The following is a 14,183-nucleotide window of genomic DNA, read 5'->3' as shown; positions in this document are numbered from 1 at the left end:
CCGGTCTCTGAATACTTGAAGGTTTGATTGAACATGTCAGCTGTCGAAAAAATGCCTGGAGAAAAGGCAGACGAGATTGGTCCGGGAACGGTGTTCAATCTTCCGTCCAAAAAGGGAGCTGCCGTTGCCAAGGCAAATTCCAAGGACGGTAAGCTGATTAGTAGGCTGAAAAAGTCCGGCCTCGATCCGCAGAAGCTTCTAGATCTGGCATTGCCGGGAACGACTGCGAAATCCGCGACCAAAATGCGACACAGGATGATCCTGTTAGGCTTCATGTTGTTCGTAGCCATGCCGGCTGCCGCATTTTCCGCCTATATGTTTTTCTGGGCAAGCGATCAATATCACAGCACGACAGCATTTGCCGTCCGCAGCTCCCAGCCCGTTGCGGCGACTGAAGTTCTTGGCATGGTAATGGGTAATGCCGGAGGGGAGTCCGCGACCTCCAACAGCTATATTGTTACGGACTATCTGCAGAGCCAATCCGTGCTGGAGGACCTTCCGGACGATCTGGATTTGCAGACCATCTTCAATCGCGAATCCTCGGATTTTCTGTTCAGCATGGGCAGCGATCTGCCGGTCGAAGACCGCTTGAGTTACTGGAACGACATGGTCGACGTCAGTTTTGATGCGACCTCCGGGGTGATCCAGGTTGAAGTGCGCAGCTTCCGGCCGGAGGACTCGGTCGAGATCGCCAAGGCAATCCTGAAGCGCAGCGAAATACTGGTCAACCAGCTTTCCGAGGCAAACAGGCGGGAAACCGTACGTTTCGCGGAAGAAAGCGTTGCGCGTGCCGAGGCGCGCCTGAAAGCAATCCGCAAGCAAATGCTTGCCTACAGGAACGAGACACAGGAAGTCAGTCCGGAGGAAAATGCCAAGCTTGCTGTGGAAATGATTGCCGGACTGGATCAGCAGCGCGCAAACCGGGAAGCAGAAAAAAAGACCTTGATGAGTTATCTGGACGAGGACTCGCCGCGCATCAGGCTTCTGAACCAGCAAATCGAGGCCCTGGAAGGCCAGATTTCAAGTGCTCGGGAACGCCTTGGCTCCGGCATATCGCCTTCCGGTTCGTCTGGCACGAACAGGACAGCTCTTTCCTTCCGTCTTGCAGATTATTCGGAACTTGCATTGGAGGAAGAATTTGCACAGCAGCTCTATGTGACGTCCCTTGCCAGCTTGGAAACGGCTCGTCAGGAGGCCGACGGTAAACACCTTTACCTGGCGACTTTCATCCAACCAACCTTGTCGGAAGACGCACAGTACCCGCACCGTTTGCTGTACTCTCTGGCCATGTTTTTGCTCCTGGCTGGAGCTTGGTCAGTTGTGGTCTTGATGTATTACAATGTTCGGGATAGGACTTAATGTCGTTTCGGAAGTTTACTGATCTTACGATTTTGCCCGAAGAGGTCAGACTAAGTCTTCGCCTAAAATTTCTACATTCACTTTAGGTATGTTCGTGTGTTGTACTGTTATTATTCAACAGCCTCTCGCCCAAACTATCGAAGATTAGGATTCAGAACTCGTGTCTGCCGATATTTGTCAGCATCGATTTGACATGGGAACTACTACCCGACCATTGGACAGTTTTCGGTGTAAATTAAGCTACCGTCTGCATCAGCTGGTTGGGTTAATGTTGATTGATAGCCCGGCAATAGATCTTGGCGAGCGACTTGCAGTCAAGTGAGAATGCGGTCGCGCCTTGTTGTCGAACTCCATCCATATTTGCGTGCCAGCCCGAGCCTGTGATCCGGTCTACCAAGCGTGCAATAGACGCACTCGTATTTGAGCGTGCTCCACAGCGTCTAAATGAAGATATTGTCAAGGAACTGGCCTTGCCGTCCTTCGAGATGCGAACGTCTATCCGTCGAAGCCGGTCGGTACACACGAAGTATGTGAAATGGCTGCCCTGGTCGGTGTTCATGAACTCCGGACTGCCGAACTTGTGAACCGCTCCGTTCAGCGCGTCGACATATAGAAGTCAGCTTTCAGCGTGTTCGAGATGCGTCAGGCTAGCGCCTTGCGGGTGAGCCAGACAATGATTGCGACCAGATAGAGGAACCCGCAGTGTATCGGCAGATAAGTGATGTCCACAGCCCAGACTTGGTTCGATCGATGCACACACGCAGCCCCTTCAGCAGATATGGTCAGATTTTGTGGGTCCCAAGGAAGCTGGTCAGACCTGATCAATTTCTGTACGGCATGTGAGTATGTAATCTAGTGCATCTTCCAACTCGACCAAGTTACCGGTATCAGGATTTACATATGCAGACATTCTTATGCAGGCACCGTAGAATAATTCTTCGATTGTTCGAGTTTTATCCCTGCGAGCGAGCTTTTGCCTATCTTTAGTCAATCCCCAGCCCGAATAGAATGGCAAGCCAAATACATTTACTTCTTTGCCCCGCAAGAGCGCCTCAAAACCAAGTTGGGATGTAACGACGTAAACACTTCTACATTGATCAAGTAACGCTGTGACACTGACATTTTCAGGTATAACTTCAACCTTTGGATCATTCAGAAGTAGCTCGTTTCCTGAGTTATCTGGGTGCGTTTTGAAGTAAATTTTTGAGTCTGGATTTTCGCGAATTGCACTTGCAAGCATAATGTCGAATGTCTTACTCGATGCAGCGCCGAATTCGATACTGGCATCATTTCGCTTTTGATCAATTACGAGAACAGAATCATTGTCTATGTTCATCGTCCGATTGCCTAAGCCTACATTATACTTAGTAATACCCAGGTCAATAATCTTCTTTATCAACTCCTTTGAGCGCGTTTTTTCATCCTCTGAGATGTCGCCTATCTCTGAATTCAAAATTCTCTCTAGCCGGGAGGGTAAGCGAGAATCATAATAATAACCCAAATCGTCAAGAATATAGCCAAAGCATCTTCTGTATTTAGCTGGCACATCTTTATGGAAATAGGGAGCTAGTGCACCAAAAAAACTTGTTTCGACGTAAAAATGTGGTTTGGAATAAGCTGCAGCGCAATACAGTGTTTCTATGAATTCTTTCTGTCCCAATCTCTGGACAGCAATCATCGTAGCATTTACTTCTGAAACATCAAAATCGCGGCCAATGTTTGGTGTCTTGAGCAAAGTTTTGATATTTTCGTGAAATCCTCCATCGAGATCGCGATTTTCACAATTAGTCAAGATAGTCGCATATTCTGGAATTTGATCCAACAATTCTACAGCGCTTGTAACAGTTTTTGCTGCAGAGGAACTTATGATCGTATTCTGAAGTTGAAATGTCGTTGCTTTAATTAGATTGTAGTTAGCACTACTTTTGGGATCACTAATAAGTTTATCAACATTTAGGCGCGTTTTTCTAAGTTGAATAATGCTCTTTATGTAGCCATCTATCTTCTTTCTAAGTTTTGAAGAAGGCATTAAATCCCCATTCAACTTGAATGTATTTTTACGTGTTGTTGTGCGTGAATTAAAGGTGTCATTCGCAAAATATTCGGTCAACGATGCATATTCATACCAATAGTCGGACAATGGGTGGTCTGAGGAGATCCAAGGTTTTCTTTTAAACGTGTAATGTATGATTGCTGGCGCTTCAGCTGCGTCACGGAGCTCATCAATGGTAAAGGTATTTACTAAACCTGCATTAATTTTGCACCAATCGAGATCAAACATACTTCCATGGATATTCCATATAGGCGGAAGATACAAAATTTGATCAGAAAATACAGTGTTTATAATTTGTTGATCGCCCAGCGTGATCACATATTTTTTCGCTTCTAAGTATTTGTCAATTTCTCCTAAAAAATCAAATTTCCTTATCGCCGAAAGATTAATAAGAGACACACCTGCGTTGATATGCTTAGTATGTTTAGGAAGACCAAACTTAACATTATAGTCCTCGCTACGACTATCTTGCACTCCTCCAAAGAAGTTCTCACCTAAATTCACATCAAATAGTTCTTCAATATTCTTCAAAACTATTAGGTCACTATCCAAATATAGAACTTTTGTAATACTATCTGGTAAAAGTTCATGTAAGTATAGTCGGAAATACGTTGCTATGCTAATTCCAGGAGTAGTCTTTAGTTCAGAGAAGCTTGAAGCATCTACGGTAATATTTTTGAGGTCAAATTCTCTGATTTTGTAGAGGTCCAAAAGTTTTGTTAGATCTACCTCGGAGATTGGGTCACTTGTCAAAATAAAGATATTCAACTTGCGCGTAGAATTTTTAAAATTACGCAAGATCGACGCTAGAGTTACCGCTGTATATTTTATGAAGTTATCATCGCTTGCGAATGCTATGTTAACCGAATCGGGCAATTTCACCCCCTCCTGTCGATATGCGAAAAAAGCACAACAGATTTGCTAGAATGAAATTGGTCATAATGAAAATTCTTTGAACTCATTGCGTCGAATAACTGCTTTACACCTTTTCTCCCTATAACTCTCGAATGTATCTCTACCAACACTCTAGTTACACCAAATAGGTTCATATTTGGTAGAAGATCTAATTCCCCTCCCTCGATATCACATACAATGAAAGTGGGACGAAATTCTTCGACAATTTTGTTAATGGATATCGCTTTTACTTGATGCTTCTCAATGTATTCTCCTTGGTTTTCAGAAAGTGACGATCCCCAAAAATGTTCGCGAACAAAAAAAGGAAGTTCGTCCAGGCTAGGGTCTACTGTCAGAACAGCATTTCGTATCTCCGCCTTTTCAACGTTATTTAATTCATGTACTTTCTTGATATAACCAATCAGTCTTGGATCGGCTTCGAAGCTTAAAACTGATTCAACTAAGGGATGTCTTGCAGCGATTGTTGAAATAAATCCGAGCCCCGCACCAAGTTCTAATATCCTATCTCCATTCTTTATCAACTTCTCGACTTCGTTCGCTTCATTTCCCTCGTATCTTCCTGCTGTTATGGATTCTCTAACTCTTTCCGAAAGTATCACTTCGTCGTTTAAAAATTTCACACCTCTACAAGTTAGATATTTTTCTTTCTTCTTTAACATTGAATTTCTACCTTTTCGATCACCCGTCGTTAGTTCGAACTGAATAGTTTTTTTGGATCGAGATTTCAATATGAGGGAGCACTAAAACCAAAATTTGCGAAATCTTTAGGATCAAGTCCGGTCTCTATGATACATCGCCAATTTTTGGGGAGCTAATCCGGCTTCTCGCCAGAAGTCATAATTTTCTAAAACTTCGGTCTCCAAGGCTTCTTTGTTTTTGGAAAGTAAAGTAAAGCAATCTTGCAATTGCTCACTATCCCAAGTTATCTTCTCTTGAACAGTGGCCGTTAATCCATGTTTATTTGCCACCTCCTTAAAACGAGCCGCGCTTACGTCAACGCCCCTTCTGGCGGTGTTTTTTTCGAAAGAATTCATTACATCTGCATAGTTAGAATGATGTATGAATGCGTGGGCACCATGTTTCAAAATTCTGCTAATCTCAGAGATATAAGATTCGATTACATCCATTTCTGCGTGAACCAACGAGTCGAACGAAAAAACAAAATCGATTGTCTCTCCGCCAACTCCGGGCAGGAGATATCCATTTGTAAGAGTAAATTCTCTACTGGCTGCTAAGCCATGCGAAAAATAGTGATTTTTGCAGTATTCAAGCGCGTTGATGGATAGATCAAAGCCTTTGTAGTGCTTACAATTGTTCAATAAAAATTTGGTCCATCTTCCGTAGCCTGGCGCAATCTCTAAAATTGTATTAGCTGGCAAAAAGGAACCAATTCTGGGCGCAATAGATGACCACCACTGAATTTGCGCGCCCCCCCATTGCTTTGACCATTCTTCACCTGCCATAGGCCACTGATATTCTTCATTCCAATACTTCTTATTCCATTCTACATCCGGCATTTCTTTTCCTCGTCAGACAGACTGATTCATTGTTCTCAAAAAACTAGCACGAAAACAGAATTCACACAGCAAATGAATTAGTTAAATAACTATCGAAACTTAGATTATTCTTCGAATTCAGAGCTTGGTAATTAGTTTTCAATCAATTTTCGCAATTTTTGAGAAAATATTTGGTAAGTATGATTATTTTCAAAAATAATATTTAGAGATATTTTATTTTCCATCAACAAACGTTTTTCTTTCAAAAGTGAAATACAGGCGGAGGAAAAGTCTTCATTAGTGTCAGTTTCGGGAGTGCCGTTTTCTCCTCCGATACCTTCCAAGGCTGAAGACGTAGCTACTATAGCTTTACCATAACTCATAGCTTCAATCACTTTTATCTTCATTCCTGTACCATATCGAATTGGGCAAATTACGACGCGGGCGCGCTCGTAAATTTGCGTAAGATCATCAACAAAACCAGAAAGGAAAATTGTTCCGTTGGTTTGAGAGGACATAGCGTAGCTAAATTCGTTATTTCGGATGACGCTTCCCTGGATCAGAAGTGTAGCATTGGGTAATTTTTTCGTCACGAGCGGCCAGCAATCGTTTAAAAACCAGCAGATCCCATCAACATTTGGATCTGAGTTTGAACCGACAAAGAGAAAGTCGAATCTTGTGTTGGAGCAATCGTTGGGTGGCCCTTCGTTGACATCGGCTGAGGCGGCTATGGTAACCAGTTGAGTTTCAACCCCATCGCGTTGTTCAAGCCGAACCTTATCCATTCCTGAAATACAAATCCCAATATCGCACTTGTTGAGGAGTAAGGTCTCGCTTTTCACAGCTCGCGAAAAGTACGTTTTGCGTCTTAGTCGGTTTACTTTGGGTAGAACGTCGTTTTTTATCCGATCGGCTTGAACATCATGAAGATCCGCAATGATGCGCGACCCATTCGCTTTGAAACCAGGTGGAATAAGCTTCAGGTAATTGAACACAATGGTGTCGTATGATCTTTGTTCGATCATCTTCTTCAAACATGTGCGGAGCGCATAGGGATTATGCCGGAGAGAATTAAGGTCTCCATCACGGACAAGTAGGTGTTCAATCATACGGCCAAGTCGATAAGTAATTAGGTCGCGAAAATTATGTAAATTTGTTATTTTTTGAATTATAGGATGTTTTACAATAGTAAATCCTGCACCAGGATAACGAGTTTGCAAACGAGTTATTAGATCTTCGTTTTCGGTTGCCGCTTCGCTTTGATTAAGCAGGAGTACATCAATATGCTGATCAGTTTGAAGAAGCGCCCGTAGAGTATGGTCGGTGCGAAGCGCGCTGCCTCGATTTATCGGGTAGGGAATTACTGACGTAACAAAAAGGATCCGCTTTTTCGCGGATATCTTGGGAGTGTTCACCACGTCAAATGAAATTTTCCTCGTGATGTTTCTGTATGCTCCATCGGACTGCTTGATGCGTTGCGTTTCGAATTTTCCAAAAGAATAAACATTTTCCGTGAGATGATGAAATAGCCTATTCCGTGTATCCCGATCAACCTTGGGCAAATCACGCAATGCTGCAATGACGTCAGATGAGCAAGATACAAATTTATTCAGTTTTTCATGCGAGTAATATGCTGTTCCAGCGATCAAAACAGGCTTTTCCCACATTTGAGCGAGTAGACCTACGCCGCTGTTAACCACCAAAACTGCATCAGCTAGGTCTATCAGGTCGTTAATGTGAGTTTCGTCGTCGACAAATTGAAGGTTTCTCGAAGGCCGTTCAACTTCTAGCGGGTGACGTTTTGCTATAAGTGCCCAATCAGAGCCAGCTTGGCAGAGTTCGGCGTTTACATCTTCAACCAGACTTACAAAATTTTCAAAATTACCTATAGGGTCTGAAAAGTACTTAATTGTGGTATCTGAAGGCCGTTGGAAAGGGACTAGTAATACCTTTTTTCCTTCGAGGTTGAGTTTTTTTCGCAAAGCTTCCGAGTTTATCCGACACCCTTGTTGTTCCAATGGCTCAGATTCGTCTCGCAGACGATGAATAACTTTTTCGACACTCGTATGTTCAATGTCAGTAAGAGGGCGATCCCAGCGTTTAGCCTGGTAGCTATCACTGTCGGCATTAAACCCTGTGTCGAAAAACCAAGAACCCGGCAGCCCGCCGCGATCAAATACGATCACAGGGAATTTCATTGCTCGAAGTTTTTGGTAGATCTCAAGTCGATTGGGATTTCCGTATGGGTTTGGCATAATTGCAGCATCTGCACCACTCGAGAGAATGGTGTTTATGCCAATGACGCAAGATCTGAAGTCGCGCTCAGAGCGAAAGCAAACAATATTAAAATTTTCCTCCAGGGATTCAATTATGCTATTGTAAGCTGCAGAATTTTTTGTGCCCAAGGCAAAAATATTTATTTTATTCTTCATATATCTTGGAGTCGCTATAACGAAAACAGATTGTTGGTGTGGGCTTTGCTGGCGAATGCTTCAGTCGTTAAACAAGTCGCTAAACTTTCAGTCGCTCAACACTTGAGCCAAGTTGTTATGTGCGCCTGTTAGTCGACGTTGAGCAATCACTTGGCTGCGAAGTCTTTGATTCATTGGGCGGATTGTCGCATTTGTTTTCACCTTATTTATATCAGTTTAAAGCACAGCGAAGCTGGTTGGTGTTGGGAAATTTGGTTTTGTCACGAGTTTTAAGTCCACTTGACAAACACGACTGGCGACTATCCTAGCTCGATCATTTGGATAGCGACCTTCGTTTTGACACGTTCACTCTGGTCCGCCAAAACAAAGTAGCATAGATCCTTGGTGCTTCTGCGGGAGACAACGATTAAGTAAGAAGCTTTGTACACCACTCCGCACCTAGTTTTGGGACATCCCTTTGACAAAAATTGGTTTAAGTACCTCCGGGCTATGGAAGCAGCGGTATGCGATTGAGCTCTTGGTTGGTCATAAGCCAAGCCGTTTTTCGGCGTCTGGCCGAGGCTTAGACGCCGTCGCCGGTTGGGGGCACAAGCCGACTGCGCTGCGCGCTCGAGAAATGGCAGCTAAACGTCATCTTCCATATGTCGCTTTCGAGGATGGATTTTTGAGATCCGTCAGGCCTGGCAACCAGGAAAGGCCGATCTCCCTGGTACTTGATCGAACAGGCATCTATTACGACGCCCGCCAGCCAAGTGATCTGGAGTGTTTTGTTCGCCGGCGTTTTGGAAAGCCCATGCGGACGCAAGAGATCCACGATGCCATCGACTTGATCCGGTCCAAACGGCTCTCGAAATACAACAGTTTCGATTTCTCGGACATTTCAGAGCTTTGTTTGCAATCTTCCGACCGCAGGGATCGGGTACTTGTTATTGATCAAACCGTTGGCGACGCGTCGATACCCGGGGCATTTGCAAAAGATGAAACCTTCCGCCAGATGCTGCAAGTCGCCATTCAGGAGAACCGTGAAGCAGAGATTCTGATCAAGGTTCACCCGGAAACGATGATCGGGCGCAAGGCAGGGCATTTCACGCATGAAGTCCTTCAGGCTCTCGCGCAAGTGGACGAGAGTTGCGCCAAGGCCCTGAATGAAGGTCGGTTGCGTTTAACCCCGGAAGCGATCAATCCCTGGCCGCTTCTGGAGGCCTGTGCCAAGGTCTATTGCATATCAAGTCAACTGGGGTTCGAAGCTATTCTTGCTGGCTGTGAGGTCCACACTTTCGGTGTTCCATTCTATGGAGGTTGGGGCTTAACTGTTGAACGAAACCCGGTGAAATTGAACCGACGTCACCCGGTATCCCTGGAAGCAGTCTTTGCTGCACTTTATTTCGACTACAGCCACTACCTGGAACACGATCCTGTTCGGGAGATCTCCTTTGAAGAGGCGGTTTATCAACTGGAAGAACGAATCCAACTTGCATGTAATGAGATCTGAGTTTCAATCGTGCTCGAGCGGTAGGACGCAAAGCTAGATACGGGGCTCACGCTTGCATTGTCAGTGGCTGATCATCCAGGGGCGTTTTGAGGGGAACGTCTTGCTGCCGTCGGCCTTGTAGACCGCACTTGAGCGAAAATTGCCTTTCGAGCCGGAACAGCACGAGCAGCCTGACGGGTGACGTTTTCGGTTTTCCCTCGCACTGTCGTCACGATCCGACCTGGTCGAGAATTTCGGATTGTGCCGGGACGTTTCATTGCGCTGATGGGCAGCCCGGTCGCTGGGAGACAGGCCCGACATATGCGGCGCCTGAAGGATCGCGCGCGGGGCTTCCGCCTTGCAGATCGGACATTCGATCGGATCCGCATGGGCGGACATCGGCCGGTTGGCGGAGATGGGACCGCAGGAAGCGCACAGATAATCGTAGGTTGGCATGATTGATCCTGAAAGACGGAAAGCCGGCTGGCCGGCGAAATGGGTTCGAGACGGGCAGGGCCCGTCTCGTCGTCACGTCCGGATCAGAGATCCGGGGCAAGCGGAACGTCGACCGATCCGTCAATGAAGGTCTTCGGTCCGTCCGCACCCGGCATCATGTCGAAGTCGAAGATGTCGGTGGGCAACCACAAGGTGGCACAGGCATTTGGAATATCGACCACGCCCGAAATATGTCCTTGTACAGGCGCCGTTCCCAGGATGGCGTAGGCCTGCGCGCCGGAATAGCCGAACTTCTTCATGTACTCGATGGCGTTGAGGCAGGCCATGCGATAGGCGATGTGCACGTCAAGGTAATGCTGTGTGCCAGCCTCATCGACCGAGATGCCTTCGAAGATCAGGTAGTCGTCATATTTCGGCGTAATTGGCGACGGTTTGAAGATCGGGTTCTTGATCCCGTATTTCGCGACCCCGCCCTTGATCAGGTTGACCCGGATGTGCAGCCAGCCGGCCATTTCGATCGCGCCGCAGAAGGTGATTTCACCGTCGCCCTGGCTGAAATGCAGGTCACCCATGGAGAGACCGGCACCGTCCACATAGACCGGGAAATAGATCTTTGACCCGCGCGACAGATCCTTGATGTCGCAGTTGCCGCCATGTTCGCGCGGGGGAACCGTCCGCGCGCCTTCGGCAGCAGCCTTGTCGCGTGCTTCGCCCTTGAGCTGTCCCATATGCGCAGACTGGGTGTTCGGCAGGGCGGCAAGCGCCGGAACGCGGTCGGGATCCGTATCGAACAATGATTTTTCGCGATTGTTCCACATGTCCAGCATCTTGCGGTCCGGCAGGCAGCCGATCAGACCCGGGTGGATCAGGCCGGCATAGCTGACGCCCGGCACATGGCGCGAGCGCGTGAACATGCCTTCGAAATCCCAGATGGATTTCTGGGCTTCCGGGAAATGCTCCGTCAGGAACCCGCCGCCATTCTGCTTGGAGAAAAAGCCATTGAAGCCCCAGAGCATTTCTTCCTTGGCGCCGATGTCGAGAATATCGACGACCAGTAGATCGCCCGGTTCGGCGCCTTTGACGCCGATCGGACCGGAGAGGTAGTGCACCTGTTCCAGTTCGACATCGCGCACATCCGCCGCGTCGTCGTCATTCTTGATCTGCCCGCCGGTCCAGTCATAGGTCTCGATCCTGAAGTCGTCGCCCGGTTCAACCCAGACCGCCATCGGAATATCCGGATGCCAGCGGTTATGGACCTTTTCGTTGGTATGCGGGGACTCGCTCAAATCTAACGAAATCAGTGTATCTGCCATGGGGTTCTCCTCTGGATATGCGCCTGAAAAGCGTGCGCTGTTGAACTGGATGAGCTGGTTAGACGGACAGAAACGCGGAGACTTTTTCCTCGTCGACGCTTGCCCGCGGTTCGTCGTGGACAAGGCGGCCGTTTTCCAGGACGAGCACCCGGTCGGCGACGTCGAGGGCGAAGGACAGAACCTGTTCCGACACAACGATGGAAAGTCCGCGCTCGTCGCGGATACGTTTCAGGACCCGGCCCATCTCGCGGATGATCGACGGCTGGATGCCTTCGGTCGGTTCGTCCAGCAGCAGGACCTTCGGGTTGGTCGCCAGCGCGCGGGCAATCGCCAGCTGCTGTTGCTGGCCGCCCGAGAGATTGCCGCCGCGACGGCCCTTCATGTCGAGCAGCACCGGAAACAGCTCGTAGATGTCGCCGGGAACCTTGCTCTGGCCACTGATGGTCAGGCCGGTTTCGATGTTTTCCTGGACCGTCATGGTCGGAAAGATCATCCGTCCCTGAGGTACATAGGCGATGCCTCTGGCGACGCGCTCGTAGCTCTTCATGGTGGTGATATCGACGCCGTCGACCGCGGCAGCGCCGTTGCTGGTGGGCACGATCCCCATCAGGGATTTCATCAGCGTGGTCTTGCCCATGCCGTTGCGGCCCATGATGGCGATGATTTCTCCCGGCGCGACCGTGAAATCGAGGCCGTGCAGGACTTCGCTCTGGCCGTAGGCAACGTGATACTGTGCAACATTGAGCATGGTCGCCTCCTAGTGGCCGAGATAGACGTCAATGACCTTGGGGTCGGCCTGCACCTTTGCCATTGAGCCCTCGGAGAGGATCTTGCCCTGGTGCAGAACGGTGACGCGGTGGGCGATGTCCTCGACAAATTTCATGTCGTGTTCGACAACCATCACCGAACGTCCCTTGGTGATTTCGTTGAGAAGCTTCGCGGTCTGCTTGCGTTCAGAGACGCTCATGCCGGCAACAGGTTCGTCGAGCATCAGGAGTTCAGGGTCCTGGATCAGCAACATGCCGATCTCCAGCCATTGTTTCTGGCCGTGGCTGAGCAGGGCTGCCTGCATGTCCAGGAGCGTGTCGAGGAACACCATTTCGGCAATCTCGCGCACGCGGGTCGTCACCTCCGCATCGCGCTTGAAGGTGAGGGCACCGAAGACACTTCGGCCACGGGGAAAGGAAAGCTCCAGGTTCTCGAAGACCGTCAGGTCCTCATAGATGGACGGGTTCTGGAACTTGCGTCCGACCCCCTCAAGCACGATCTCGTGTTCGCGCAGCTGGGTCAGTTCTTTTTGGCGGAATTTGATTGAGCCGGCAGTCGCCTTGGTGCGGCCGCAGATCAGATCGAGTACCGTTGTCTTGCCCGCGCCGTTCGGTCCGATGATGACGTGGATCTCATTTTCGTCGACGTAAAGGTTCAGGTCGTTCACCGCCTTGAAGCCATCAAAGGAAACGGACAGGTTTTCGATCGAAAGCAGGAAGTCGGTGTTGTTGCTGATGGTGTTCATGTGTCTCTCCTACTCGGCTGGCTTTGCGGTTGCTTCGCCGTCAAGGTCGGGGGGAGGGCTGACTGGTTCTAACCGGTTGCCGCTATTGCCCCGTGAAATCAGCCGGTCGACATGCGGCGCCAGGTAGGTGCGATAGAGACCGGACAACCCGTTCGGGAACACCAGGACAACTGCGATGAAGAGCCCGCCCAGGCCAAAGAGCCACAATTCGGGGAAGGTTTCGGAAAAAGTGGTCTTGGCCCAGTTCACCAGCAGCGTTCCGTAGACCGCGCCGAAGATGGAAAGCCTGCCGCCGACCGCACAGAAGATGACCATCTCGATGGAGGGAACGATGCCCACGAACGAGGGGGACATGAAGCCGACCTGCAAGGTGAACATGGCGCCGCCGATGGCTGACAGGACCGCTGCAAAACAGAAGACGAAGATCTTGATGTTGGAGACGTCGTAACCGGAAAACCGCACCCGGTCCTCCTTGTCCCTGACGGCGACCAAGAGACGGCCGAGCTTGCTTTTGAGAACGAACTGGCTCAGCAGCAGGACGGCGATCAGAAGACCTCCGTTGACGTAGTAGAGAACGTATTTGGCTTCGTCGGTGCGGATGTCCCATCCCTTCAGGGTCCTGAGATCCGTGATGCCGTTGACGCCACCGGTATAGCCCTGCTGTCCGATGATCAGGATCGTCAGGATGGCTGCGATTGCCTGAGTAATGATGGCGAAATAGACACCGCCAACCCTTCGCTTGAACATCGCCGCACCGATAACAAAGGCGAACAGCGCGGGAAGGACGATGATGGCCAGCAGCGTGAAGGTCAGGCTGTTGAAGGGTTCCCAGAACCAGGGCAGGGACGTGATCTGGTTCCAGTCCATGAAGTCGGGAATACCCGGGGTGGACTGGATCGCGGTCGCTTCCGGCGTTGAGGCTTCCAGTTTCAGGTACATGGCCATGCAATAGCCGCCCAGGCCGAAGAAGACGCCTTGCCCGAGGCTCAGGATGCCACCCTTGCCCCAGCACAGCACCAGCCCGATGGCGACGAAGGCATAGGTCAGGTATTTGCCGAACAGGTTGAGACGGAAGATGTCCATCGACAGGGGCATCAAGACGAAGATCAGCGCGGCCACGACCAGCAGTCCGATCAGTTCCTGTCGAGACAGCAGGGATTTCACATGTGTCATCG

Annotated in this window: 11 protein-coding genes; 2 read left to right on the top strand and 9 right to left on the bottom strand. The window is 49.0% G+C overall.

The genetic code is table 11. The features are described 5' to 3' along the window. Positions 1–33: 33 nt before the first annotated feature. The gene (locus tag FIV05_RS26425; RefSeq protein ID WP_152511557.1) at positions 34–1,359 is read left to right on the top strand and encodes an RkpR, polysaccharide export protein; all 1,326 of its coding nucleotides are present in this window, start codon (positions 34–36) and stop codon (positions 1,357–1,359) included. Between the two features lie 811 nt (positions 1,360–2,170). On the opposite strand, the gene FIV05_RS26420 is transcribed toward FIV05_RS26425, so the two are convergent. The 4 genes from FIV05_RS26420 to FIV05_RS26405 form a co-directional block, all read right to left on the bottom strand. Next, on the bottom strand, positions 2,171–4,288 hold the full coding sequence (locus tag FIV05_RS26420; RefSeq protein ID WP_152511556.1) for a glycosyltransferase: 2,118 nt from the start codon (positions 4,286–4,288) through the stop codon (positions 2,171–2,173). A gap of 2 nt (positions 4,289–4,290) precedes the next feature. Then, positions 4,291–4,986, bottom strand: coding sequence for an FkbM family methyltransferase (locus tag FIV05_RS26415; protein WP_152511555.1), 696 nt, complete (start codon positions 4,984–4,986; stop codon positions 4,291–4,293). A gap of 111 nt (positions 4,987–5,097) precedes the next feature. Beyond that, the gene (locus FIV05_RS26410) at positions 5,098–5,844 is read right to left on the bottom strand and encodes a class I SAM-dependent methyltransferase (RefSeq protein ID WP_152511554.1); all 747 of its coding nucleotides are present in this window, start codon (positions 5,842–5,844) and stop codon (positions 5,098–5,100) included. Between the two features lie 131 nt (positions 5,845–5,975). Next, positions 5,976–8,255 carry a glycosyltransferase gene (locus FIV05_RS26405; protein ID WP_152511553.1) on the bottom strand — a complete coding sequence of 760 codons (2,280 nt, stop codon included), beginning with the start codon at positions 8,253–8,255 and terminating at the stop codon, positions 5,976–5,978. A 457-nt stretch (positions 8,256–8,712) separates the two neighbouring features. On the opposite strand from FIV05_RS26405, the gene FIV05_RS26400 reads away from it, so the two are divergent. Next, positions 8,713–9,747 (top strand): hypothetical protein, encoded by a 1,035-nt coding sequence (locus tag FIV05_RS26400; protein WP_173013953.1) that lies wholly within the window; start codon positions 8,713–8,715, stop codon positions 9,745–9,747. Positions 9,748–9,807: 60 nt separating this feature from the next. Here FIV05_RS26400 and FIV05_RS26395 read toward each other — a convergent pair whose 3' ends face one another. The 5 genes from FIV05_RS26395 to urtC form a co-directional block, all read right to left on the bottom strand. Then, a complete protein-coding gene (locus FIV05_RS26395) occupies positions 9,808–10,182 on the bottom strand; it encodes an FmdB family zinc ribbon protein (protein ID WP_152511551.1) in 375 nt (124 codons plus the stop codon). A gap of 83 nt (positions 10,183–10,265) precedes the next feature. Further along, positions 10,266–11,495, bottom strand: coding sequence for a formamidase (gene fmdA, locus FIV05_RS26390; protein WP_152511550.1), 1,230 nt, complete (start codon positions 11,493–11,495; stop codon positions 10,266–10,268). Positions 11,496–11,553: 58 nt separating this feature from the next. After that, positions 11,554–12,243: an urea ABC transporter ATP-binding subunit UrtE gene (gene urtE / locus FIV05_RS26385; protein ID WP_055658424.1), complete on the bottom strand. Its 690-nt coding sequence runs from the start codon at positions 12,241–12,243 to the stop codon at positions 11,554–11,556. Between the two features lie 9 nt (positions 12,244–12,252). After that, positions 12,253–13,008 (bottom strand): urea ABC transporter ATP-binding protein UrtD, encoded by a 756-nt coding sequence (urtD, locus tag FIV05_RS26380; protein WP_022999885.1) that lies wholly within the window; start codon positions 13,006–13,008, stop codon positions 12,253–12,255. A gap of 9 nt (positions 13,009–13,017) precedes the next feature. After that, positions 13,018–14,181, bottom strand: a complete 1,164-nt coding sequence (gene urtC, locus FIV05_RS26375; protein ID WP_022999886.1) for an urea ABC transporter permease subunit UrtC — start codon at positions 14,179–14,181, stop codon at positions 13,018–13,020. Between the last annotated feature and the right edge of the window lie 2 nt (positions 14,182–14,183).

It is taken from the genome of Labrenzia sp. THAF191a, assembly GCF_009363335.1.
Lineage (GTDB): Bacteria > Pseudomonadota > Alphaproteobacteria > Rhizobiales > Stappiaceae > Roseibium > Roseibium algicola.
Note: the sequence above shows the minus strand (reverse complement) of the source record. Positions and strands in the feature narration are given on the sequence as shown.

What these genes read in the sequence shown, in the direction of transcription:
- FIV05_RS26425 (WP_152511557.1), top strand. Translation starts at nt 34, where the DNA reads ATGTCAGCTGTCGAAAAAATGCCTGGAGAAAAGGCAGACGAGATTGGT.
- FIV05_RS26415 (WP_152511555.1), bottom strand. Translation starts at nt 4,986, where the DNA reads ATGTTAAAGAAGAAAGAAAAATATCTAACTTGTAGAGGTGTGAAATTT.
- FIV05_RS26410 (WP_152511554.1), bottom strand. Translation starts at nt 5,844, where the DNA reads ATGCCGGATGTAGAATGGAATAAGAAGTATTGGAATGAAGAATATCAG.
- FIV05_RS26405 (WP_152511553.1), bottom strand. Translation starts at nt 8,255, where the DNA reads ATGAAGAATAAAATAAATATTTTTGCCTTGGGCACAAAAAATTCTGCA.
- FIV05_RS26395 (WP_152511551.1), bottom strand. Translation starts at nt 10,182, where the DNA reads ATGCCAACCTACGATTATCTGTGCGCTTCCTGCGGTCCCATCTCCGCC.
- fmdA (WP_152511550.1), bottom strand. Translation starts at nt 11,495, where the DNA reads ATGGCAGATACACTGATTTCGTTAGATTTGAGCGAGTCCCCGCATACC.
- urtE (WP_055658424.1), bottom strand. Translation starts at nt 12,243, where the DNA reads ATGCTCAATGTTGCACAGTATCACGTTGCCTACGGCCAGAGCGAAGTC.
- urtD (WP_022999885.1), bottom strand. Translation starts at nt 13,008, where the DNA reads ATGAACACCATCAGCAACAACACCGACTTCCTGCTTTCGATCGAAAAC.
- urtC (WP_022999886.1), bottom strand. Translation starts at nt 14,181, where the DNA reads ATGACACATGTGAAATCCCTGCTGTCTCGACAGGAACTGATCGGACTG.